Origin of the sequence: Promicromonospora sukumoe 327MFSha3.1 (genome assembly GCF_000385135.1) — a bacterium.
Taxonomy (GTDB): Bacteria; Actinomycetota; Actinomycetes; order Actinomycetales; family Cellulomonadaceae; genus Promicromonospora; species Promicromonospora sukumoe_B.
This window is the reverse complement of record NZ_ARQM01000006.1, coordinates 41,294-63,721: the sequence shown is the minus strand read 5'-3', so window position 1 is coordinate 63,721 and position 22,428 is coordinate 41,294. Positions and strand designations below refer to the sequence as shown.

The 22,428-nt window shown below is 72.2% G+C and carries 23 protein-coding genes; 9 read left to right on the top strand and 14 right to left on the bottom strand.

Annotated features, from left to right (window positions below; all coding sequences use genetic code 11):
* Positions 1-146: 146 nt before the first annotated feature.
* The 3 genes from H291_RS28470 to H291_RS0103365 form a co-directional block, all read right to left on the bottom strand.
* Complete coding sequence (locus tag H291_RS28470) at positions 147-614, bottom strand: SRPBCC family protein (protein ID WP_020013572.1); 468 nt, start codon at positions 612-614, stop codon at positions 147-149.
* 78 nt (positions 615-692) lie between these two features.
* A complete protein-coding gene (locus H291_RS0103370; protein WP_020013571.1) occupies positions 693-1,829 on the bottom strand; it encodes a PASTA domain-containing protein in 1,137 nt (378 codons plus the stop codon).
* Positions 1,826-2,449, bottom strand: a complete 624-nt coding sequence (locus H291_RS0103365) for a SigE family RNA polymerase sigma factor (RefSeq protein ID WP_020013570.1) — start codon at positions 2,447-2,449, stop codon at positions 1,826-1,828. The genes H291_RS0103370 and H291_RS0103365 overlap by 4 nt, the downstream gene beginning before the upstream one ends.
* 92 nt (positions 2,450-2,541) lie before the next feature.
* On the opposite strand from H291_RS0103365, the gene H291_RS0103360 reads away from it, so the two are divergent.
* Both H291_RS0103360 and H291_RS28465 read left to right on the top strand, forming a co-directional pair.
* Positions 2,542-3,651 carry a DNA glycosylase AlkZ-like family protein gene (locus H291_RS0103360; RefSeq protein ID WP_020013569.1) on the top strand — a complete coding sequence of 370 codons (1,110 nt, stop codon included), beginning with the start codon at positions 2,542-2,544 and terminating at the stop codon, positions 3,649-3,651.
* A 48-nt stretch (positions 3,652-3,699) separates the two neighbouring features.
* A complete protein-coding gene (locus tag H291_RS28465) occupies positions 3,700-4,215 on the top strand; it encodes a GNAT family N-acetyltransferase (protein ID WP_157236691.1) in 516 nt (171 codons plus the stop codon).
* A 29-nt stretch (positions 4,216-4,244) separates the two neighbouring features.
* On the opposite strand, the gene H291_RS28455 is transcribed toward H291_RS28465, so the two are convergent.
* Both H291_RS28455 and H291_RS0103345 read right to left on the bottom strand, forming a co-directional pair.
* Positions 4,245-5,021, bottom strand: a complete 777-nt coding sequence (locus H291_RS28455; protein ID WP_084467688.1) for a GH25 family lysozyme — start codon at positions 5,019-5,021, stop codon at positions 4,245-4,247.
* A gap of 44 nt (positions 5,022-5,065) precedes the next feature.
* Complete coding sequence (locus H291_RS0103345; protein WP_020013566.1) at positions 5,066-5,584, bottom strand: mycothiol transferase; 519 nt, start codon at positions 5,582-5,584, stop codon at positions 5,066-5,068.
* A gap of 89 nt (positions 5,585-5,673) precedes the next feature.
* On the opposite strand from H291_RS0103345, the gene H291_RS0103340 reads away from it, so the two are divergent.
* The gene (locus H291_RS0103340) at positions 5,674-5,931 is read left to right on the top strand and encodes a hypothetical protein (protein WP_020013565.1); all 258 of its coding nucleotides are present in this window, start codon (positions 5,674-5,676) and stop codon (positions 5,929-5,931) included.
* A 93-nt stretch (positions 5,932-6,024) separates the two neighbouring features.
* On the opposite strand, the gene H291_RS0103335 is transcribed toward H291_RS0103340, so the two are convergent.
* The 5 genes from H291_RS0103335 to H291_RS0103315 form a co-directional block, all read right to left on the bottom strand.
* The gene (locus H291_RS0103335) at positions 6,025-6,531 is read right to left on the bottom strand and encodes an FBP domain-containing protein (RefSeq protein WP_020013564.1); all 507 of its coding nucleotides are present in this window, start codon (positions 6,529-6,531) and stop codon (positions 6,025-6,027) included.
* Positions 6,532-6,957: 426 nt separating this feature from the next.
* Positions 6,958-7,776, bottom strand: coding sequence for a MerR family transcriptional regulator (locus H291_RS0103330; RefSeq protein ID WP_020013563.1), 819 nt, complete (start codon positions 7,774-7,776; stop codon positions 6,958-6,960).
* 22 nt (positions 7,777-7,798) lie between these two features.
* The gene (locus H291_RS0103325) at positions 7,799-8,305 is read right to left on the bottom strand and encodes a hypothetical protein (protein ID WP_020013562.1); all 507 of its coding nucleotides are present in this window, start codon (positions 8,303-8,305) and stop codon (positions 7,799-7,801) included.
* Positions 8,306-8,364: 59 nt separating this feature from the next.
* On the bottom strand, positions 8,365-8,727 hold the full coding sequence (locus tag H291_RS0103320) for a DUF3817 domain-containing protein (protein WP_020013561.1): 363 nt from the start codon (positions 8,725-8,727) through the stop codon (positions 8,365-8,367).
* Positions 8,728-8,791: 64 nt separating this feature from the next.
* Positions 8,792-9,721 carry a DMT family transporter gene (locus tag H291_RS0103315; protein WP_033325607.1) on the bottom strand — a complete coding sequence of 310 codons (930 nt, stop codon included), beginning with the start codon at positions 9,719-9,721 and terminating at the stop codon, positions 8,792-8,794.
* Between H291_RS0103315 and H291_RS0103310 the strand changes: the two genes are divergently transcribed.
* Positions 9,720-11,132: an aminotransferase-like domain-containing protein gene (locus H291_RS0103310; RefSeq protein WP_020013559.1), complete on the top strand. Its 1,413-nt coding sequence runs from the start codon at positions 9,720-9,722 to the stop codon at positions 11,130-11,132. The genes H291_RS0103315 and H291_RS0103310 overlap by 2 nt on opposite strands.
* Positions 11,133-11,136: 4 nt before the next feature.
* Here H291_RS0103310 and H291_RS0103305 read toward each other — a convergent pair whose 3' ends face one another.
* Genes H291_RS0103305 through H291_RS28450 form a run of 3 tightly spaced genes read right to left on the bottom strand, consistent with a single transcriptional unit; the run spans position 11,137 to position 12,999 of the window.
* Positions 11,137-11,466 carry a TfoX/Sxy family protein gene (locus H291_RS0103305; protein WP_020013558.1) on the bottom strand — a complete coding sequence of 110 codons (330 nt, stop codon included), beginning with the start codon at positions 11,464-11,466 and terminating at the stop codon, positions 11,137-11,139.
* A 10-nt stretch (positions 11,467-11,476) separates the two neighbouring features.
* Complete coding sequence (locus tag H291_RS0103300; protein WP_020013557.1) at positions 11,477-11,968, bottom strand: nitroreductase family deazaflavin-dependent oxidoreductase; 492 nt, start codon at positions 11,966-11,968, stop codon at positions 11,477-11,479.
* A 41-nt stretch (positions 11,969-12,009) separates the two neighbouring features.
* Positions 12,010-12,999: a LacI family DNA-binding transcriptional regulator gene (locus H291_RS28450; protein ID WP_033325605.1), complete on the bottom strand. Its 990-nt coding sequence runs from the start codon at positions 12,997-12,999 to the stop codon at positions 12,010-12,012.
* Positions 13,000-13,244: 245 nt separating this feature from the next.
* On the opposite strand from H291_RS28450, the gene H291_RS0103290 reads away from it, so the two are divergent.
* The 3 genes from H291_RS0103290 to H291_RS28445 all read left to right on the top strand — a co-directional run bounded on the left by H291_RS0103290 (position 13,245) and on the right by H291_RS28445 (position 16,292).
* Positions 13,245-14,114, top strand: a complete 870-nt coding sequence (locus H291_RS0103290; RefSeq protein WP_020013555.1) for a carbohydrate ABC transporter permease — start codon at positions 13,245-13,247, stop codon at positions 14,112-14,114.
* 4 nt (positions 14,115-14,118) lie between these two features.
* Positions 14,119-14,919: a carbohydrate ABC transporter permease gene (locus H291_RS0103285; protein WP_020013554.1), complete on the top strand. Its 801-nt coding sequence runs from the start codon at positions 14,119-14,121 to the stop codon at positions 14,917-14,919.
* Between the two features lie 62 nt (positions 14,920-14,981).
* A complete protein-coding gene (locus H291_RS28445) occupies positions 14,982-16,292 on the top strand; it encodes an ABC transporter substrate-binding protein (RefSeq protein ID WP_020013553.1) in 1,311 nt (436 codons plus the stop codon).
* Positions 16,293-16,494: 202 nt separating this feature from the next.
* Here H291_RS28445 and arfA read toward each other — a convergent pair whose 3' ends face one another.
* Positions 16,495-18,006: an arabinosylfuranosidase ArfA gene (gene arfA, locus H291_RS0103275; RefSeq protein ID WP_020013552.1), complete on the bottom strand. Its 1,512-nt coding sequence runs from the start codon at positions 18,004-18,006 to the stop codon at positions 16,495-16,497.
* Positions 18,007-18,186: 180 nt separating this feature from the next.
* On the opposite strand from arfA, the gene H291_RS0103270 reads away from it, so the two are divergent.
* Positions 18,187-21,171 (top strand): glycoside hydrolase family 2 TIM barrel-domain containing protein, encoded by a 2,985-nt coding sequence (locus H291_RS0103270; RefSeq protein WP_020013551.1) that lies wholly within the window; start codon positions 18,187-18,189, stop codon positions 21,169-21,171.
* Positions 21,172-21,282: 111 nt separating this feature from the next.
* Positions 21,283-22,398 carry a mannonate dehydratase gene (locus H291_RS0103265; RefSeq protein WP_232215979.1) on the top strand — a complete coding sequence of 372 codons (1,116 nt, stop codon included), beginning with the start codon at positions 21,283-21,285 and terminating at the stop codon, positions 22,396-22,398.
* The last annotated feature ends 30 nt before the right edge of the window (positions 22,399-22,428 follow it).

Here is a 22,428-nt window from a genome sequence, read left to right as displayed (position 1 = left end):
GTATCGGGCTGTCCGAATCCCGCGTAACTTTTCGACTAGATGCTTTTTCCCAGCGTAAGGACTATTTTTAACGCCGAAATGTGGCCCTGACGGCTATGAAAAGACAGTGGACGAAATGTTGCGACACGCGGCTCTCCGCCGGTGTGTCACGTCTTGTTCCGTGCTCGTAGCTCCGCCTCGGCCTTCAGGTCGGCCAGCAAGGTGTCGGCCAGCTCGCGCCCCTTCGGCCCCGCTGCCAGGTCGGTCAGCCCAGCGAGCATCCCGCTCCGGGCCACGGCCGTCGTGACGTCGCACGCGGCGCTCCCGTCCGGCACTGCGCCGGGCAGCGGAGTGATGCGATGGGCGGTCCCGGTCCGCACGCCGGGGGTGCTGCTGCTCGACCACGAGAAGCCCTGGCCCTCGGTGAGGCCGTCCACCTCCCAGGTCGCCGCCGGCAGCCCCGGCTGCTCGACCTCGACGCGCGAGCCGACGACGATCGCCCGCTCGGGGCCCAGGAGCGTCACGCGGCTCATGGCGCCGGTCCAGGCGGGCATGCGCTCGACGTCGGACAGGATCTGCCAGACGACGTCGGCCGGCGCCTCGACCCGGACACTGGTGCTATAGGCATGAGCCACGGGCCCCAGGCTACGCCGGGCAGGGAAGCATCCGCCGCAGCCTGGGGCCCGTGGCGGGCCTTCGGGTGAGGTGCCCGGTCAGGAACCCGCGGAGAGCACGATCGTGACCGGGGCGCCCCAGGTGACGAGCGCCCCCTCGGCCGGGTCGGACGAGAGGACGGTCCCCTCCGGCGCCGTCTCCGACTTGTCCTCCGTGAACGTGCAGGCGAGATGCCTCTGCAGGCAGACGACCTCGACGTCCTCACGGGTCATCGCCGTGAGGTCGGGGATCTCGATGGCGCTGTCCGCGATCTCGTCGGGAAGAGGCACGAACTCGGTCGTGAGGAAGACCGTGAGGGAGTGCATCTTGCCTATCGAGTCCTCGAGCTGGAGCGGGACGTTCCGCTCCACGTCGTAGATCACCGTGACGGTCCGGTCGAACACCTCGAACGAGGCGCTGCTGCCCCGGCGGCCCTCCGTGTCCTGGACGTTCTGCTCCACATCGACGGCGGTCAGGCTCGCGAGCAGCTCCCATCCTGCGGCGCGTACTGCCGGCGGGGCCGGGGTATCGGTGATCAGGTGGGCCAGGTTGAAGAGCGCCGCGTCCTCGGCCACGCCCGTGGGCTCGAGCCTTTCGAGCAGCGCGTCGTGCAGCGCGCCTGGCTCGGTGGGCAGCGCCGCGATGTCCGCCCACGTGAAGCTGATGGGTTCGCGGCCTTCCATACCGAGGTAACCGGGGGTGTCCCGCATCGCCGGGCCGAAGCTGAGCAGCTCGAAGCTCACGCCCTCGCCGTACCAGCGTTCGATGCCCAGCGGCGGGTCGTCCTCGGGCTCCTCCCCCTCCTTCGAGCCGTCGACCCGGGTCACGACGTGGAAGTACATCCCGTCCCGCCAGCCCTTCGGCGGCATGACCGGCCCCGGCGGCAGGTTGTCCGTGCTGTCGCTCAGCCGGTCGCCCTCACTCGACGTGACGGGTGGCCCGCTGGGCGCCGGTGACGGCTCCACCTCCATCGTCGTGGAGCCGCCAGGAACAATCGTTCCGGGGGGCTCCAGGGTCGTGGCGACCCAGGCCCCGCCCCCGAGGGCCAGCGCCAGGGCCAGGGTGACGCCGCCCGCCCGGGCGGCCCGCCGCCGTCGGGCAGCCGGGACGACGCGCGTCACGTCGACGTCGATCCTCGGCGCGACGCGCGTGACCTGCGTACGCAGGCTCTCCGCGAACAGCTCCTCGTCGTTCATGACCCGCTCCTCTCGTGGTTCGTGTGGTGTGTGGCCGCGTCGCTCGTTCCGTCGGCCCGCAGGATCTCGCGCAGGCGCACGATCCCCCGGGACGCCGTGGACTTGACCGTGCCGACCGAGACGCCGACCGCGTCGGCGACCTCGCGCTCCGGCAGGCCCTCGAGGTGCCGGAGCACCACGATCCGGCGCTGCTTGGTGGGCAGCAGCCGCAGCGCCCGGACCAGGCGGTCGCGCTCGGCGTGGACCTCGGCGGGGCTCCGCCCGTCCGGCGCCCGCTCGGGCAGGGCGTCGGCGGACATGAGGACCTCCCGGCGGCGCCTGCGCCAGCCGTCGACCCGCAGGTTCGCCAGGACGCGCCGCGCGTAGGCGAGCGGCTCGCCCTTGCGGGCCTTGGGCCAGGCCAGGTACGTCTTCATCAGGGCCTGCTGCACCAGCTCCTCGGCCTGGTGCGTGTCGCCGCACAGCAACCAGGCGGTACGGGCCAGCGCCGGCGTCGACCGGGCCATGAAGGCGGCGAACTCGGCCTCGGTGTCGCCCGCGACCACGACGTCGACCGGGTCGGCCTCGTGGCCGGTGTCGGTGGTGCGGACCGGGTCGGGGCTCGAGCGCCCCGCAACCATTGGCATGCTCATGCCTCCTTCACGGTCGAGGGCGGTGAAAGGTTGAGCGGTAGGTCCGACGGCGTGTCGGTGGCCTTCCGTATCCTCGCGGCATGGCCACCCACCGGCTCACCGTGCAGCAGGCGCGCCGCGTCGCCCTGCGCGCCCAGCTCCTCGACGCCCACCGGCCGGTCGACCTGGTGCACCTCGTGGAGGACCTGACGTATTTCGCCGTCGACCCGACGTCGGCCGTGGCCCCGGCGGTGGACCTCGTGGCCTGGTCGCGGCTCGGGAACGAGTACTGGGTCGGCGCCGTCGACGACGCGATCACGGACCGCATGCTCTTCCAGCTCCGCGGCACGGTGCGCTCGATGGGCGACCTGCCGCTGTACCTGGAGCAGATGGCGCAGTGGCCGCAGAACGAGACCATGCGGCAGTGGCTCGCGGACAACGCGGACTTCGAGCGCGAGGTGCTGGCGCTGGTCGAGGCGGAGGGGCCCGTGCTCGCCAAGGACGTGCCCGACACCGCCCGGGTGCCGTACACGTGGGGCGCCGAGGGCTGGAGCAGCCGGCGCAGCGTGGCCGAGATGCTCGAGGCGCTGAACATGCAGGGCAAGCTGGCGATGGTGGGGCGCAAGGGGCGCCAGCGCCTGTGGGACCTGGCCGAGCGCGTGTATCCCCAGGTCGATGCGGTGCCGCTGGAGGAGGCGCTGCGTGAGCGGGTCGACCGGCGGCTGGCCGCGGAGGGCATCGCCCGCAAGCGGGCACAGGGGCGTTCGGGCGACGGCGCCTGGTGGGTGGACCTCCCGGGCGAGGTGGTCCAGGTCGAGGGGTGCGACGGCGAGTGGCGCGTCGACTCGGAGCTGCTGGACCACGCGGACGACGACTTCGAGCCGCGCACCGCCCTGCTGTCCCCGTTCGACGCGCTCGTGGCCGACCGGCCGCGGCTGCTCGACCTGTTCGACTACGAGTACACGCTCGAGATGTACAAGCCGAAGGGGAAGCGGCGCTGGGGCTACTTCGCGCTGCCGATCCTGCACGGGGAGCGGTTCGTGGGAAAGCTCGACGCCAAGGCGGACCGCAAGGAGGGCGTGCTGAACGTCTTCGCCGTGCACGAGGACCTGCCGTTCGACGGGGCGACGACGGACGCGGTGCACGCCGAGGTGGAGCAGCTCGCGGCGTGGCTGGGGCTGGGGCGCGTCGACTACGCCCGAAGTGGTTGAATCTTTCAGTAATCTAGAGTGCCGTGAAATCGGGCTATCATCCGCCACGTGACATCGCAGATGATGGTTGACCTCGTACCGGTGGGCGAGGACGTGCTCGAGGAGCTGCTCGCCCTGGCCGTGGCCGAGGCCGTGCCCGGCGAGGTGATGCCGCCCGCGTCCGGCGAGTCGGCCGACGAGGCGCGCACCACGTGGACCGAACTCCGCAAGGGAGCCTTCCGTGACTACCACCGGCGCTGCCGGCTCAGCGTGACCGCACCGGTCCCCGAGGTGACCTGGGCGGTCAGGGCCCGGGGCCGCATCGTGGGCGCTGCCCGCCTCGCCCTGGTCGACGGCGACCCGGACGCGCGCGAGGTGGGGCTCTGGCTCGGCGAGTCGTACCGCGGGCACGGCATCGCCGGCGAGGTCGCGTACTGGGCGGTCGCGGCGGCGCAGACCATGGACGCCCGTCGGCTCGTGGCCCGCACGGTGGCGAGCACCCCCGCCCGCACAACTCTGGAGCGCATCGGCTTCGAGGTGGTCGAGCACGACGACGGCCTGCTCGGCACCATCACGCTGCCCTGAACCGGTCGGGCATCCCGGGCTGAGCGAGGTCAGGGCAGGGTCAGCGCGGTCAGCTCCGCGCGCGTGCCCGCGAAGACGTTGAGGTCGATGTACGGCTCCACGCCGTCGTACCCGGCGAGCCGGTCGCGGTTCGAGTACTGCCAGACCGTCCAGTCCCGGCCGTCGGAGAGCCGGGGCGTCCAGGCGACCGACCGGATCCAGATCGGCAGGTCGGGGTAGCGGTCCGCGAGATACAGGTCGTACGCCTCCTCGGTCGCGTACACGATCGGTGGCACGCCGTAGTGCTCCTCGATCCCCGCGACCAGGGGGTCCAGGATCGCCCGCACCTGCTCGGGGGCCGGCGGGTCCTGGAAGTACCGGCCGTAGAACTCCAGGTCGACCACGGGTGGGAGCGTGCCCGGGGTCGCCGGCACCACGCGCGCGAGCTGCGCGGCCTGCTCGGCGCCCGGGCTCTCGAAGCTCATGAAGTGGTACGCCCCCACGAGCAGGTCCGTGCGGTTCGCGGCCGCCCAGTTCTCGGCGAACCGGGGGTCGGTGTGTGACGCGCCCTCGGTGGCCTTGATCCACGCGAAGTCGAGGTCCTGCCCCGCGAGCACGTCCCAGTCGATCTCGCCCTGGTAGTGCGAGACGTCGACGCCGCGCACGTCGTGGGCCGCGGCCGGCAGCCGGCTCGGCCAGACGACCCCGGTCGCCACGAGCGCGGCGAGCACGGCGACGACGGCCACCCCGGCCGCCGTCGTCCACAGGGCTGTGCGCAGACCGGTGCGCGGCGGCCGCCCGGAGGTACGGCGGGTGGGGCGAGGCATGCCCGGAGGCTAGCCGGGCGCTCCCGGCCCGGCCAGCAAACGGGCTACTCGCCGGTCGCGCCGCCCGCGATCTCGGCGGCGATGTCCAGGTGCCCCGCGTGCCGGGCGTACTCCTGCAGCACGTGGAAGCAGATCCAGGCGAGCGTCGGCGGGTCCTCGGTGAACCGGCCGCCGAGCGCGCCGTGCTCCGCCGGGTCGTGCGCGGCGAGCACCTCGCGCGTCGTCTCGCCCCCGGCGTGCAGGCGGTCGAGGAGCTCGGTGAGGCGCACGCCGTCGGGCACGGCCCACGGCCCGTGCGGGTCCTGCTCCGCGTGGTCGCCCCACGGGTCGTCGACCTGCTCGCCCAGGAACCCCCAGCAGAACCAGCGCCGCTCCATGTGCACCAGGTGGATCAGGAGCTCCAGCGGCGACCAGCCGGAGGGCAGCCGGGAGGCGCGCAGCTCGGCGTCGGACAGGGTGCGCAGCTTCCGGTCCACGGCCTGCCGGTAGTAGTCCAGGTAGGCGGTGAAGAGCACCGGGGTCTCGGCGGAGTCGAGCCGCGGCTCGCGGTCGGAGAGGGGCATGCCGCGAGGTTACGTCGCGGAGCCGGAAACTCCTCGAATCCGTACCGCGAAGTGCTGTGACATCGGCGCGGCAGCCGCGTCTGTAGTGCATGACCGCGACGAAGAGCAGGACCTACGGACTGGCCTCGAACCCCTCGGAGTGGGCGGCGCACCGCCGCGCCGTCGTCTTCTCCGTGCACCGGATGTTCCCCGGCGTGGACGCAGAGCGCGCCGCGACCGAGGGTCTGGGCGAGCTGTGCCGCCAGATCGCGATGCGCGGCGCCGTCGACCGCCCCGCCGTCGTCTGGTGCGAGGCCGCGATAGCGGCGGCCGCGCGCCTGCGGGTCGAGAGCGGCGTCGCGGCGTGAGCCGGAGGTGGTGCACCCAGGCGCGCACACCTCGGCCCCACCCGCGGATGTCGGACGCACAGGCCCGGGGGACCTGTGCGCCCGACGCCAGGATCAGCGCGTACTGCCGACCTCTGCCACGAACCGAGCGGCGCGTTCGCGCAGACCGTCGATGCGGCGGTCGATGATCAGCTCACGCATGGCCGGGTCGTTGCCCGCCTCGGTGAACGTGGGCTTGCGTCGCACGTTGCGGGAGCAGACGAACTCGGTGCAGATCAGCGTGCCGATCGTGTTGCCGTTGCGCCCGGACGCGCCGCCCCGCTTGGCGACGTACATGGAGACGTCGTCGGTGACGACGACGTCCTCGCACCAGGCGCAGACGCCCTTGGTGCGCTTGCCGCCCGCCTTGGCGTCGGTGGAGCGCAGCAGCACCCCGGTCGGTTCGCCGTCGAGCTCGAGCACTACGTACGCGGACAGCGGCGCCTTGCGGTCGCGCCATCCGAGGTAGTCGAGGCGCTCCCAGTCGAGGCCGTCGAGGTCGGGCAGGGTCGCCTGCGCGGCCTCCCGCTTGCTCGCGTTCAGGAAGGACGCGCGGATCTGCTTCTCGGTCAGGGGGTTCATCAGGTTTCTCGGCTTCCGGTCGTGCGGAGGCCACCGGCCGGCGTTCGTGGTCGCGCGGGTGCACGACGGCGCCACGGTCACCGAAGCGGATCGGTCACCGGGCCGGCTGGCGGCAGGGCAGGGGACGATGCCGCGCCCGCCCTCCGACGTCCGCCGGCAGCGCGCACCACCCTGTGGACGGCCTTGTGGAAAAGACCGGTGCGGTGAGTGGTGCTGCCGGGATCAGAGAGCTGTGACGCGGGTCCGGGCGCTGCCCGAGCAGGCCGCTGCGGCCGCCCCGCATCCCGCGGTGTGTACCCGCATCTCTCGCTCCTCATGCCGCTGTCGCATCTGATGGCCGGTCCGCCGCGGCTGCGCCGCACGGCCGACCTCTCGATGCTACACACGGGCCCCGCGTGGCACACGTGCTTTGTGGTGCGTCCCGCCTCACACCCAGACGGCGGTCTCCGGGTCGACGCCGCGCTCGCGGGCGTTCGCGTCGATGACGTCGCGGAGCCAGGCGGCCAGGCCCGGCTCCAGACCGTCGTAGAACGAGCGGAAGCCGGGGTCGGTGACATACGTGCGGCCCAGGCAGACGTGCATCGGGACGGTGCAGTCGAAGTAGGCGCCGACCGACGCCCGGTGCCGTTCGGCCAGGTCGTTCGCGGCGGCGCTGCCCGGCGGCACGCCCGAACGGAGGGCCGCGGCGAGGTCGGCGTGGAGCGCCTCGACGTCCGCCGTGATCCGGCGCCAGTCCTCGGGCCCGCGGTCCGCCGCACGCTCGGCGTACTGCGCCCACTGCTCGCCGTCGCCCCACCGCTCCCGTGCCTCGGCCGTCCACTCCGGCCGCCACTGCTGCCCGAAGATCGCCACCTGCTCCTCGGCGGACAGCAGCACACCGGACCGGCGCGCCTCGATCATCCGGTCCAGCGCGTCCGCCGACCGCTGCAGGCGCCCGATGTGCTCGCGCACCTCGTCCCGCTGCCGGCGCAGGGACTCCTCGGCGTCGTCGGCGGGCGCGTCCAGGAGCGAGGCGATGTCCGCCAGCGGCAGACCCAGCTCGCGGTAGAGGCGTACCCGGTGCAGCCGGGCGACGTCTGCGGCGTCGTACAGCCGGTGCCCGCCGGGCGTGCGCTGGGACGGGCGGGCCAGGCCCAGCTCGTCCCAGTGGTGCAGCGTCCGCACCGTGACGCCCACGACGGACGCGGCGCCGCCGACGGTCAGCCCGTCCGGCGGCACCGCGTCGGCGGCGCTCGCGTACGTCATCCGGCCCAGTCTCGCAGCCGGGTCACTCCCCGGGCCCCTCGATCCCCATGTCCCGCAGGTTCTGGGCCTCGGGGCTGTCGGGGTCGTACGGCCGGGCGGCCGTCATGACCACCCGCGCGTTCTCCGGCGTGACCACCTCGAGCTCGACCGAGCCCCAGGGCATCGTCCGGGGTCCCGTGGTGCTGCCGGGCAGCGCCTCCTCGCAGGCCGCGGCGATGCCCTCGACCTGGTCGAGCACGCACGAGAAGCTCACGCTCAGCGCGGGCGTCTCGGCGGGCCGGTCCGCCGGGACCAGCAGGACGTCCTGGAACGTCCAGCGGCGCAGGTGGACCACCTGGCCGGGTACCGAGAAGAGCTCGAAGAAGCCGAGCCCCCGGACCCAGAAGTCGGTGGACGCCGTCAGGTCGGCAGTGGGCACCGAGACGAACATCGGCATGCCGTAGATGCCGTGGAACGGCTCGGGGGCCCGGGCGTCCGGACCGGGAACGGGGACGGGGCTGACGTCGAATGCGGGGTAGGTGTCGATCATGACGCCAGGCTGAGCCCTCACGCGGCGTGAGGTTCAAGTGGCGTCAGGTCCACGCCGCGTCAGGGCGTGGGCTGCAGCTCCGCCTCCGGCTCCCGAGCGGCGTCCCGCTCGGCCGGATCCGCGAGGTGGCCCGTCCGCTTGAGCCACCACTCGGCGAGCAGCGTGGTCAGCGGCGGGACCGCCGAGGCCAGCGCGACGAGCGTCCGGAACCAGCCCCACCGCAGCCGCACGGCGGCGATCAGCGTGACCACGACGAACAGCACGAACGCCCCGCCGTGCAGGCGGCCGAACAGCCACACCCCGGCCTCGGTGGTCTCGGTGACGTACTTGAGGAACATCCCGACCAGCAGTCCGGCCCAGGTGAACGCCTCGATCCAGGCGACGACGGCGAACAGGCGGCCCAGACGGGACATCGGGGGCATGCGGGGATCCTTCCGGAGGTGGGGCGGGTGTGCGCCCAGTCTGCCCGACGCCGGACGGCGCCCTTCAGCCCGGCTGCCGCAGCCGGGACCGCACGGCGACGCCCGCGCAGAGGATCACGGCCGCGCCGCCGAGCACCGTGGGCCAGCCGACCTGCTCGTGCAGCAGCAGCGCGGCCCACAGGATGTTGAGCACCGGCTGGACCAGCTGCACCTGGCTGACCTGCGCCATCGGGCCGATCGCGAGCCCGCGGTACCAGGCGACGAAGCCCAGGAACATGCTCACCGTGCCCAGGTAGCCGAACAGCGCCCAGTCGAGCGGGCTGCCCGACGGCGGCTGCCGCACCACCGACACCGCTGTGAGCAGCGCCATCGGCACGGCGGCAAGGACGAGCGCCCAGGAGATGGTCTGCCATGCGCCGAGCTCGCGGGCGAGCAGCCCGCCCTCCGCGTAGCCGAACCCGCAGGCGACGACGGCGGCGAGCAGCAGCAGGTCCGACCCGGTCAGTCCGCTCAGCCCGCCGCCCTGCACCGAGGCGAAGGTGATCGCCGCGACCGCGCCCAGCGCCGCCATGACCCAGAACGACGCGCGGGGCCGCTCGTGCCCGCGCAGCACCACCAGCACCGCGGTCGCCGCGGGCAGCAGCGCGATCACCACGGCCGCGTGGCCGGCCGGCGCGGTGGTGAGCGCGAACGACGTCAGCACCGGGAAGCCGACCACCACTCCGGCGGCCACCACCGCGAGCCGCGCCCACTGCACGCCGCGCGGCCGGCGCTGCCGGGTGATCGCGAGGGCGGCCGAGGCCAGCACCGCCGCGACCACGGCGCGCCCGCAGGACACGAACAGCGGCGACATGGCGCCGCCGCCGACCACGACCCGAGTGAACGGGAGGGTGAACGAGAACGCCAGGACCCCGAGGAGCCCCCACCAGAGGCCGGCGCGAGACGTCGATAGCGGACTGGGCGCAGTGAGGGTAGCGCTACTGTTGGCTGTCATGTATGACGATAGCAGTGGTCGGATCGTCGCCGGGCTGCGCGAGTGGATCGCGGCCGCGGCGCCGGGCGCGCGGCTGCCCTCCAGCCGGGAGCTCGTGACGCGGTACGGCGCAAGCCCGGTCACCGTGCAGAAGGCCCTGCGCACCCTGGTGGCGCAGGGCGCCGTGGAGACCCGGCCCGGCGTCGGCACCTTCGTCCGGGCCGTTCGGACGGCCCGTCCCAACGACCACGGCTGGCAGACGGCGGCGCTCGGCCCTCGGCCGCAGCCCGCCCAGCAGCTCTCCCGGGCGCAGCACACCGTGCCGAACGACGTCGTCGCGCTGCACTCGGGCTACCCGGACCGCGAGCTGCTGCCCGAGCGCCTGGTCCGTGCCGCCTTCACACGGGCGGCGAGGACCGACGTCGCGGTGACCCGGTCGCCCGCCGCCGGGCTGCCCGAGCTGCAGGCCTGGTTCGCGTCCGAGGTCGGCGGCGCCGCGCCCGTCGGCGTCGCACCGCCCGCGCCGAGCGACGTCGTCGTCTTCCCCGGCAGCCAGAGCAGCCTCAGCATCACGTTCCGCGCGCTGGTCGGCGCGGGCCGCCCCCTGCTGGTGGAGTCGCCCACGTACTGGGGCGCCCTGCTCGCCGCGGAGCAGGTGGGCGTGCAGCTGGTGCCGGTGCCCAGCGGCCCCGGCGGCCCGGACCCGGAGGCGCTCGCGCGCGCGTTCGAGCAGACCGGGGCGCGCGCCTTCTACGCGCAGCCGCACTTCGCCAACCCGACCGGAGCCCGCTGGTCACCCGACCTGTGCGACGAGGTGCTCCGGCTGGCCCGGCAGCACGGCGCGTACGTGATCGAGGACGATTGGGCGCACGACTTCGGCATCACCGAGGACGTGGTCCCGCTCGCCTCCCGCGACGACGCCGGTCACGTGGTCTACCTGCGCTCGCTGACCAAGAGCGTGTCCCCGGCGGTACGCGTGGCCGGGCTCGTCGCGCGGGGCCCGGCCCGCGACCGCATCCTCGCCGGCGCGCAGGCGGAGTCCATGTACGTGAGCGGCATGCTCCAGGCCGTCGCGCTCGACGTCGTGACGCAGCCCGGCTGGCGCACCCACCTGCGCGGCCTGCGCCAGCAGCTCGCCGGACGCCGGGACCTGCTGCTCGGTGCGCTGCGCGAGCACGTGCCGGACGCGCGCGTCGAGGCGGTGCCGCAGGGCGGCCTCAACCTCTGGGTGCGGCTGCCCGACACGATCGACCTCGACCGGCTGGTCCGGGACTGCGAGGCGGCGGGCGTGATCATCGCGGCGGGCGACGAGTGGTTCCCGGCCGAGCCGACGGGCGCCTACCTGCGGCTCAACTACTCGGGCCCGAACCCGGGCGCGTTCCCCGAGGGGGCACGCGTGCTGGGCGAGATGCTGGCGCGGCAGCGGGGCTGAAGCGCTACTTGGCCGGCAGCGTCCGCGCCCAGGCCACCCCGCGCCGCACCCACACGGCGAGCTCCTGCTCGGAGCCGACCGCGTCCGCCGGGACGTCCAGCCAGCCCGCCATGGTCCGGGCGCCCATCACCGCGAGCGAGGCGGCCGTGGTGCGCGCCAGCTCCTCGGCGGCGTCCGCACCCACCCGGACCAGCAGCCCGTCGCCGCGCACCGCCACGGCGAGGTTGCCGCCCACCAGGAACGACAGCCCGCCGAACATGCGCTTCTCGGACAGCCCGTCCTCGTCGGCCAGGGCGTGCCGGATCTCGTCGGCCAGGACCAGGTCGTATGCCATGCCGCCGACGCTACGCCCGCTCCGGCCGCTCCAGCCGGAAGAGACGCACCACCCGGCCGGACGTCCGCTCGTACTGGCGGTAGCCCGGCCACTGCCGCTCGATCCGGGCCCATACGGCGTCGCGCTCGCCGTCCTCGATCAGCGTGGCGCGGACCGGGATGCGCCGCCCGTGCACGCTGATGCTCGCGTCCGGGTGGGCCATCAGGTTGTAGGTCCACGCGGGGTGCCGGCCCTGCGCGAACGACGAGCCCGCGACGATCCCCCTGCCCCGCCCGTCGGGCGTGTACATGAGGTAGGTGTCGCGGCGCCGGCCCGACCGCGCCCCGGTCGAGTGCAGCACGAGCGACGGCACCAGCAGCGCGCTGATCTGCAGCCGGCCGCCGGAGCACCAGGCGAGCGCCCGCTCGGCGGGCGGCAGCACCACGGGGCCGACGGCGCGGAACACCCGCGTGCGCGTCAGCGGTGCGACGAGGGAGCGGACGGCGTGCAGCAGGCTGGCCATCTGCCCATCGTGGGCCCGGATCGCGCCGGTCGCCCCCGGAGTCAGCGCTCCACGAGCTCGAACGGCACCGTGATCCGGCCGCGCAGCTCCGACCGGGGTCCGGCCAGGAGGTCCAGGATCGTGTCGCTGGACCGGGCGACGCCGGAGTCGACCGACGGCAGCGGCGGGATCGTGTACCGGCCCTCGTCGATGCTGTCGAAGCCGACGACCAGCACCTCGTCGGGCACCGTCACCCCCTGCACGGCCAGGGTGAACAGGGCGCCGAAGGCCAGGGAGTCGTTGAAGCAGAACACGCCGTCGAACGGGACCCCGCGGGCCAGCAGCTCCTCGATCGCGCGGGAGCCCTCGGCACGGTTGAACCGCTGGACCTCTACCAGCAGGTTCGGGTCGACCTCCAGGCCGCTGGCCCGCATGGCCCGCTGGTAGCCCTCGAAGCGCACCGTCGCGGTGTCGGCCACGTGGGACTGCATGCCGATCACGGCGATGCGCTTGCGGCCCCGGTCGATCAGGTACCGGGTGGCGGCCTCGGCGGCGGCCACGTTGTCCGGGCCCACGTGCGCCACGCGGTCGGAGGCCAGCGCCTCGCCGTGCTCCCCGATCAGCACGAGCGGCACGGTGCTGCGCCGGTTCGCGACGTCCTCGGGTGTCAGGGTGAGCGGGCTGAAGACGAGGCCGTCCAGCGCCGGCAGGTTGGTGCTCTCCAGCATCGCGAGCTCGACCGAGCGCTCGGCCTTGGTCTGCGTCGCGAGCACGGTGAGCCCGCGCCGCTGCGCCGCGCTGACGAACTCCGACGCGAACTCGGCGAAGTACGGCTCGCCCAGGTTCGGCACGCAGAGCCCGAGCAGGCCGCTCGACCCGCTCCGGAGCTGCCGCGCGGCCAGGTTCGGGCGGTAGCCCAGCTCGTCGATCGCGTCGAGCACCCGCTTGCGCACGGGCTCGCTCACCCAGCCCGTGCCGTTGACCACGTTCGAGACCGTCTTCGTGCTCACGCCGACCCGCTCGGCGACGTCGGCCAGTCGCACCCGTCCCACAAAGTCTCCCCTCGGTGTGCGCCGGCGACCGGCGCCACGGGCATTCACCCGGGCCCCGGAAGCCCCCGGATTCCAGGCGGCTTTGCTGGCGCAGGGGACATCCTATGCCTGTGCTAGCCTGACCTCCGCCGCTCAGTTCATCGTCGAACTAAACCCCGACGATCCGGAGGCGGCAGCCCCTGTCCCACAGCCGACAATGCTGAGGGCCGGCCAATAGTTCAACGCTGTACTAGGAGTCGACTGCAATGAGATCGTTCGGCGGCCGCTGGGCGCCCTACCTCTACGTGGCGCCCATCGTGATCATCGCCGGCGTGCTGCTGTACTTCTCGATCGGGTTCGCCGTCTACGCGAGCCTGACCGACTGGAACGGCCTGACGCGCATGGAGTTCATCGGGCTGGCGAACTACGCCGAGCTGTTCCAGGACCGGACCTTCTACATCGCCCTGGGCAACACGGTGAAGTTCATGATCGCCACGGTCACGCTGCAGGCCGTCCTCGGTCTGCTGATCGCCGTGATCGCCAAGGAGCGGATCCCCGGGAGCAACTTCTTCAAGGCGCTGTTCTTCGCGCCCATCGCGATGGCTCCCGCCATCATCGCGACCGTCTTCAAGTACATGCTCGAGGCCAACTACGGCGCGCTGAACGAGACCCTGCGCGCGCTGGGGCTGCTCGGCGCGAACGAGACCATCCAGTGGCTCGGCGCCGACCTCGGCGTCTGGTCCATCTCGGCCATCAACGTCTTCTCGTGGATGGGCTTCTCGATGATGGTCTACTTCGCGGGCCTCATGGCGATCCCCGACGAGCTCTACGAGGCCGCCGAGCTCGACGGCGCCGGGTGGTGGCGCCGCCTGTTCAGCATCACCATCCCGTCGCTGCGCGGCACCACGAGCGTGCTGATCACCCTCGGCATCGTCGGCTCGCTGAAGACCTTCGACTCCGTGTGGCTGACCACGCAGGGCGGGCCCGGCGTCTCGACCCACTTCCTCAGCACCTTCCTCTACCAGGCGCGACTCGACCGGGAGGCCGGCTACTCGTCCGCGATCGGCATCGTCATCCTCGTCGTCGCGTTCGCCCTGGCCGTCGTCCAGATGCGTCTCAGCAACCGGGAGAACTGAACCGATGAAGCGCAAGAGGCTCCTCGCCTGGGGCGCCATGTACGGGGTGCTCGGCATCCTCGCGATCATGTGGACCTACCCCATCGTGGTCGCGATCCAGAAGTCGTTCGCCGTGGGCGGCGTCGGCAACTACACCGCGGTCCTGAACCACGACCAGTTCAACTACTGGTCGGCGATCGGGAACAGCTTCCTGATGGCCGGCGGGTCCACGGTGGTCATCGTCGTCATCTCCTGCCTGGGCGGCTACGCGTTCTCCCGGATGCGGTTCCCCGGCCGGGTGTTCCTGTACCGGGCGCTGCTCGCGTGCCTCGCGGTGCCCGTCGCGTCCGTGGTGACCCCGCTGTTCTTCTCGATCAACAGCCTCGGGCTCCGCGACAGCTACTTCGGCGTGATCATCCCGCTCGTCGCGTTCAACGTGATGACGATGCTCCTGCTGACCAAGAACCACTTCGACGGCATCCCCACCGAGCTCGTCGAGGCAGCGACCATCGACGGCGCCCGCCCCTTCGGGATCCTGTGGCGCATCTTCCTGCCGCTCAGCGGCCCGCTGCTGGCCAACGTCAGCGTGCTCTCGTTCGTGTACTCCTGGAACGAGTACCTGCTCCCGAACCTGCTCATCTCGTCGCCCGAGAAGTACCCGGTGACCCAGGCCATCGCGCTCCTGCAGTTCGAGCGCATGAGCCAGGAGCAGATCGGCCAGCTGTACGCGGGCCTGATCCTCATGACCATCCCCTCGGTCATCGTCTACCTCTTCAGCCAGCGCTACCTGCAGTCGGGCCTCACGGCCGGCGCCGTCAAGAGCTGAAGAAACCCCCGCGACCCGTTCCAACGGCCCGCACCAGCACTGTTCACCATCAAGGAGGATCAATGTTCAGATCGCCTCGTGCCGTCCCCCGTCGTCTGCTCGCCGCCACCGGTGCGGCGTCCGCCCTCGTCCTGCTCGCCGGCTGCGCCGGCGGCGGGGACGACGGCGTCGCCGAGGACGGGACCGTCACCCTCACCTACCGCACCTGGATCCCGTCGCTCGAGCAGTGGCAGCCGATCGTCGACGCCTTCGAGGCCGAGAACCCCGACATCAAGATCGACTTCCAGGGCGCGGACGGCGCCAGCGACTACCTCAGCGAGCTCGACAACCTCATCCTCGCGGGCGAGGTGCCGGACATGTACGGCATCCAGACGACGTCGTCGTTCGACGACTACGCGGAGTACGCGCTGGGCACCGACGAGTTCGCGGCCGACTGGATCGACGGCGTCAAGCCCGAGCTCCTGGAGGAGACGACGACGTCGGACGGCGAGGTGAAGGCGCTGCCCATCCTCACGGCGGGCAGCGAGTTCTACCTCTACAACGAGAGCCTGTTCGAGGAGCTCGGCCTGGAGCTGCCGACCGACTACGCGAGCCTGGTCGAGGTCAGCAAGGCCGCGCAGGACGCGGGCTACAGCAGCTTCGCGATGGGTGCCGCCGACACCTGGCACGCCGCGGACTTCTTCGTGTGGCTGAGCAACCAGTACGGCGACGGCGGCGAGATCTACGACGCGGCAGCCGGCGAGATCCCGTGGGAGTCCGACACCCTGGTCGAGGCCGCGACCGCGTGGCAGAAGCTGTTCGACGACGGCGTGTTCCAGCAGGCGGCGACGTCGACCACGACCTACCCGTCCGCGCGCGACGACTACCTGCTGGCCCGCAAGTCGCTGGCCATGCCGACCGGCTCGTGGCACGTGAGCGCCACGCTGGCGGGCAACGCCGAGACCCCGGGCAGCGCCGTCGAGGACGACACCCTCGGCATGGCGCCGTTCCCGACGATCGGTGACAACGAGGCGACGTCGACCAGCGGCGTGGACTACGCGCTCGCGCTGAGCGCCGACCTGGAGGGGCCCAAGCTGGAGGCCGCGACCAAGTTCGCCGAGTTCCTCGCCGTCGGCGAGGGCCAGCAGATCTGGGTCGACACCCTGCAGGGCTTCCCGGCCGCGAACGACGTGAGCGCCGAGCTGGCCGAGGACCAGAGCGAGACCGCGCTCGAGAGCGTGCAGCAGGTGACCGACTCCCTGGCTGCCGCCGAGTACCCGCGCAAGCTGGTCTCGGCCGACAACGACGGGCTGGAGAACGACCTCGGTGTCGTGCTGCAGAACATCGCGAACGGCGCCGACCCGGCCGAGGAGCTGGCGACGCTCAACAGCTAGCCGGGGCGGGCCGCGGCCCGCTGCACCTTGCCGTTGCACTACCCAGCGATTGTGCCCAGAACACGGCGTGTTCTGGGCACAATCGCTGGTTAGACCAACACGTGAGCGCTAACCAGCGATTGGGCCCGGAAACCTCACGGTTCCGGGCCCAATCGCTGGGTTGAAGAGCACATCAGCCCGCCGGCTCGGCGGGCGGCGGCACTCAGCGCGTCGCGCGCAGGCGCAGCACCGTCCACGAGACCGGCGGGAGCTCGACCGTGACCGTCCCGTCCTCGACGCGGGCCGTGGTGTTCGACGTCGGCAGCACCGACGTCGAGTCCTCGGCGGACGCACGCCAGTGGTGGTCGTCGTTCGCCAGCGTCAGGGCCTCGACCACCTCGACGGCGCCGAACGCGCCCACGGGCACCTCGATCCGGGTGGCCTCGTCCTGCGCGCGGTTGACCACGAAGACGGTCAGCGCCGAGCCGTCCGCGTCCCAGGTCGCCACCGCGTCCACCAGGTCCGAGGACCCGAACCGCTTGTTCTCGTAGCTCGGGGAGTCGATGGCGACCCGCAGCACCTCGCCCGCGGCGTGGCGTGACGTGAGCGCGAACGGGTGGAACGTCGTCTGGCGCCAGGCCGGGCCGCCCGGCTCGGTGGCGATCGGCGCCAGCGCGTTGACGAGCTGCGCCTGGCTGGCGGAGTGCACCCGGTCGGTGTTGCGCAGCAGCGAGATCAGCAGGTTGCCCACGACGACGGCGTCCGCGACGGTGTAGACGTCCTCCTCCAGGCGCGGCGCCTTGTCCCAGCGGCCGCCCGACGCCTTGATCGGGTCCTCCTCCTGGTGGTACCAGACGTTCCACTCGTCGAACGAGATGGCGATCCTCTTGGCCGACTTGCGGGCCACGCCAACGGCGTCGACCGTCGCGGCCACCGAGGCCACGAAGTAGTCCATGTCGACGGCGCTGGCCAGGAACGACCCGAGGTCGTCCTCCTCGCGGTAGTAGGCGTGCGCCGAGATCATGTCCACCTCGTCGTACGCCTCGGTGAGGACCGTGCGCTCCCACTCGCCGAAGGTCGGCATGCTCGAACCCGAGGAGCCGCACGCGACCAGCACCACGGAGGGATCGAGCTGGCGCATCGCGCGCGCCGTCTCGGTGGCGAGCCGCCCGTACTCCTCGGCGGTCTTGTGCCCGAGCTGCCACGGGCCGTCCATCTCGTTGCCGAGGCACCAGAGCTGGATCGCGTGCGGCTCCTCGACGCCGTGCTCGCGGCGCAGGTCGCTCAGCTCCGTGCCGCCGGGGTGGTTGCTGTACTCGAGCAGGTCGAGCGCCTCGGCGATGCCGCGCGTGCCCAGGTTCACCGCCATCATCGGCGTGGTCCCGGAGGCCTTGGTCCAGGCCATGAACTCGTTCAGGCCGAACTCGTTGGTCTCGATCGAGTGCCAGGCGAGGTCCAGGCGGGTCGGCCGCTCCTCGCGGGGGCCGACGCCGTCCTCCCAGCGGTAGCCCGAGACGAAGTTGCCGCCCGGGTAGCGGACGGTGCTGACGCCCATCTCCCGCACCAGGCCGAGCACGTCGCCGCGGAACCCGTTCTCGTCGGCGGTGGGGTGGCCGGGCTCGTAGATGCCCGTGTAGACGCAGCGTCCCAGGTGCTCGACGAAGCTCCCGAAGGTGCCGCGGCGCACGGGGCCGACGACGAACGATGGGTCGATCGCGAGGCGGGCGGAGTGCACGAGTAGTCACTGTCCTTCCAGTGGAACGGTCATAGTTCAGCGTTGGACCAAACGGCCCAGGGCGGCGTTTGGTCCAACGGCGGTGGCCAGTATAGTTCAACGTTGAACGCACCCGGGTGTAGCGTCGCGCCAGGCGCTCTCGATCGTGCGCTTCCCCGACCGACGCCGCCTGGAGGAGTCATGACCATCACCCACGAGACCGTTGCCGTCCCGGACGGCGTCGTCCCACCGCGGTACCGGCCGCCGGCCGGCGCGTCGAGCGCCGCGACGGTGTCCCTCGACGGCGACTGGCGGTTCCGGCTGTTCCCGCACCCGGACACGGGCGTCGACCTGGCCGAACCCGGCGACGACTGGGACCGCCTGGCGGTGCCCGGGCACTGGCAGCTCGCCGGCGCCCCGCACTCCTGGCCCTACGGCGTGCCCGAGTACAACAACAAGCTCTTCCCGTTCCCGATCGAGCCGCCGCACGTGCCCGACGACAACCCGACGGGCGAGTACCGCACCACGCTGCGGCTGCCCGCCGACTGGCCCGAGGGTGGCCGCACCTTGCTGCGCTTCGAGGGCGTGGACTCCTGGTTCCAGGTGGCGCTCGACGGCGAGCTGCTCGCCACGTCGCACGGCTCGCGCCTGCCCACCGAGGTGGACCTGACCGACCGGCTGCGGCCCGGCACCGACCACCTGCTCGCGGTGCGGGTCACCAAGTGGTCGGCCATGTCGTACGCCGAGGACCAGGACCAGTGGTGGCTCTCCGGCGTCTTCCGCAGCGTCTCGCTGGAGCACCGTCCGGCCGGCGCGCTCGACGACGTCCGCGTGCACGCCGCCTACGACCACACGACCGGGACGGGCACGCTGCGCGTGGACGCCGCGACCGTGGGCGCCGGCCGGGACGCCGTCGCCGCCCGCGTGACGGTGCCGGAGCTCGGTGTCGACGCGGCCTCCGGCGAGGAGATCCAGGTGGCCGTCGAGCCGTGGAGCGCCGAGCGGCCGCGGCTCTACGACGTCGTCGTCACGACGGACACCGAGACGGTGACGCTCGCCGTGGGCTTCCGCACCGTCTCGATCGAGGACGGCGTGTTCCTCGTCAACGGGCGGCCCGTCAAGCTGCGCGGCGTCAACCGGCACGAGTTCGACCCGCTGCGCGGGCGCTCGGTGACCCCGGAGCGGATGCTCGAGGACGTGCTGCTCATGAAGCGGCACCACATCAACGCCGTCCGCACGAGCCACTACCCGCCGCACCCGCACTTCCTGGACCTGTGCGACCGGTACGGCCTCTACGTCATCGACGAGAACGACCTGGAGACGCACGGCTTCGAGGACGAGCGCGGCTGGGAGGGCAACCCGGTCAACGACCCGGACTGGACCGAGGTGCTCGTCGACCGCGTGACCCGGATGGTGCGCCGCGACGGCCACCACGCGAGCATCATCCTGTGGTCGCTCGGCAACGAGGCGGGCGGCGGCATCAACGTGCCCGCCATGGCCGACGCCGTCCGCGCGCTCGACCCGAGCCGCCCGATCCACTACGAGGGCGACTGGTCCAGCGAGCACGTCGACGTCTACTCGCGGATGTACGCCGAGTCCGGGCACGTGGACCTGATCGGGCAGGGCATCGAGCCGGCGCTGGAGCGCGCCGACGCCGACGCCCGCCGCCGCGGCATGCCGTTCCTGCAGTGCGAGTACGCGCACGCCATGGGCAACGGCCCGGGCGGGCTGTCCGACTACGACGCGCTGTTCGACCGGTACCCGCGCCTGATGGGCGGGTTCATCTGGGAGTGGATCGACCACGGCCTGACCCGCGCGGACGCCGACGGCAACCTGTTCGCGGCGTACGGCGGCGACTTCGGCGAGCGGTTCCACGACGGCACGTTCATCGCCGACGGCCTGCTGCTGCCCGACCGCACGCCGTCGCCGGGCCTGCTGGAGACGGCGGCCGTGTTCGCGCCGGTCCGGATCGACGCGCAGCCGGACGGCACCCTGCTGGTGCGTAACCGTTACGCGTTCCGGGACACGAGCCACGCCGAGCTGCGCTGGACGCTGCACCGCGGCGAGGAGGAGCTGGCCTCCGGTGTCCTGGACCTGGCGCTCGCGGCCGGGGCCGAGGCCGTCGTCCGCCCGCCGGCCGACCTGACCCTGCCGGAGCCGGGCGACGCGCCCGTCTGGTGGACGCTGCGGGCCGTGCAGGAGAAGGCGGACGCGCTGGAGGAGCCCTGGCTGGAGACCGGGTTCGTGCTCGGCGCGGGGCAGCTCCTGCTCGTGGAGCCGGCGCCCCTGGCGGCGCCGTCGGGCCGCGTGATCGTGGAGGCCGACGGCGGGTACTCCGCCGGTCCCGCCCGGTTCGACCGCCGGGGCGACCTGCGCTCGCTCGCGGGCCGCGAGGTGCACACCTTCCGGGTGGACGGCTGGCGGGCGCCGACCGACAACGACCGCCGCGCGGGGATGTGGCGCGGGCTGTCCGACGCCGAGGTGTGGCGCAGCACGAGCATGCACCTGCTCGCCGAGCGCAAGGCCGGCGTCGCCGTGAGCGAGGCCGGCGCGCTGGAGATCGACGCGCGCCTCGCGGGCCCGACGACGCGCGCGGGCTTCGCCACGCGCTACACGTGGCAGCCGGCTACGGACGCGCCGGACGCCGTCGACCTGCTCGTCGACATCCAGCCGGAGGGTCGCTGGCCGGAGAGCGTCGCTCGGCTCGGCCTGCTGCTCGCGCTCGACGAGCCGCGGGCGGCCGACGCCGGCGTGCGCTGGTCCGGCCTCGGCCCGGACGAGTCGTACGCGGACTCGCGGGCGGCGGCGCTCGGCGGGGCGTGGGAGCACTCGGTCGCCGACTGGCAGACCCGGTACACCCACCCGCAGGAGAACGGCGCGCGGCGCGGGGTCACCAGCGCCGTCCTGTCCTTCGCGGACGGCACCGGCCTGCGGATCGACGCCGGTGAGGTGTCCGTCGGCACGCAGTCGCAGGTCGGCTTCGAGCTGTCGCTGCGCCCGTGGTCGGACGAGGCGCTGGACCGGGCCGCGCACCCGCACGAGCTCGTGCCGGACGGCAAGCTCTGGCTGCACCTCGACGCCGCGCAGCACGGCGTCGGCAGCGCGGCCTGCGGCCCGGGCGTGCTGCCGAACGCGCAGCTGCACGTCGCGCCGGTCCGGATGCGGCTGCGGTTCACGACCCTCTGAGCCGCGTCTCACGAACCACTGAGTGAGCATCATGCCCGCCCCGCTCGCCGGGGCGGGCATGATGTATACAAGAGCGGCTGGACAACGACGACGAGGAGAACCGCTGTGAAGATGGGCTTCCGCTGGTACGGCGAGGGCAACGACACCGTGACGCTGGATCACGTGCGCCAGATCCCTGGCGTGGAGACCATCGTGTGGAGTCTGCACGACAAGCAGGCCGGCGAGGTGTGGGAGCAGGCGGAGATCGACGCCGAGATCGCCAGGATCACCGGCATGTCCGACGAGGCGCGTGCCAAGGGCATCACGAAGACCTTCGACGCCGAGGTGGTCGAGTCCGTCAACGTGCACGAGTCGATCAAGCTCGGCCGTACCGTGCTCGGGCTGAGCCGCGACGAGGCGATCGAGAACTACATCACGACGATCCGCCGCCTCGGGCAGTCCGGCGTGAAGGTGGTCTGCTACAACTTCATGCCCGTCTTCGACTGGCTGCGCACCGACCTGTGGCACCCGCTGCCCGACGGCTCGACCGCGCTGTTCTACGAGAAGGCCGTGGTCGACAAGATGTCGCCCGAGAGCCTGATCGCCGACATGGAGGCCAACACCCACGGCCTGACCCTCCCGGGCTGGGAGCCCGAGCGGCTGGCGAGCTTCCATGAGCTGAACGCCGCCTACGAGGGCGTGACGCACGACGACATGTACGCCAACTACAAGTACTTCCTCGACGCGGTGATCCCCACCTGCGAGGAGGTCGACGTGAAGCTCGGCGTGCACCCGGACGACCCGCCCTTCGACGTGTTCGGCTGGCCGCGCGTGGTCTCCACCAAGGAGGGCCTCGCGCGGGTGCTCGACCTGAACCCGAGCCCGTACAACGGCCTCACCCTGTGCCTGGGCAGCTTCTCCGCCAACCCGGAGCAGGACCCCGTCGACGCGGTGAAGACGTTCATGGACCGCATCCACTTCTCGCACGTGCGCAACATCAAGCACTTCGACAACGGTGACTTCACCGAGGTGGCGCACCGCGCGTGCGAGGGCAGCGTCGACACCACCGGGATCATGAAGGCGTACGCCGAGGCCGGCTACGAGGGCTACATCCGGCCCGACCACGGCCGGCACCTCTGGGACGAGAACACCACGAACAAACCGCGCCCCGGGTACGGCCTCTACGACCGGGCGCTGGGCATCCAGTACCTGCTCGGCGCGTGGGACGCGTACCGCTACCAAGGCTGATTCATGGCCAACCTGAGCCCTCGCTGACAT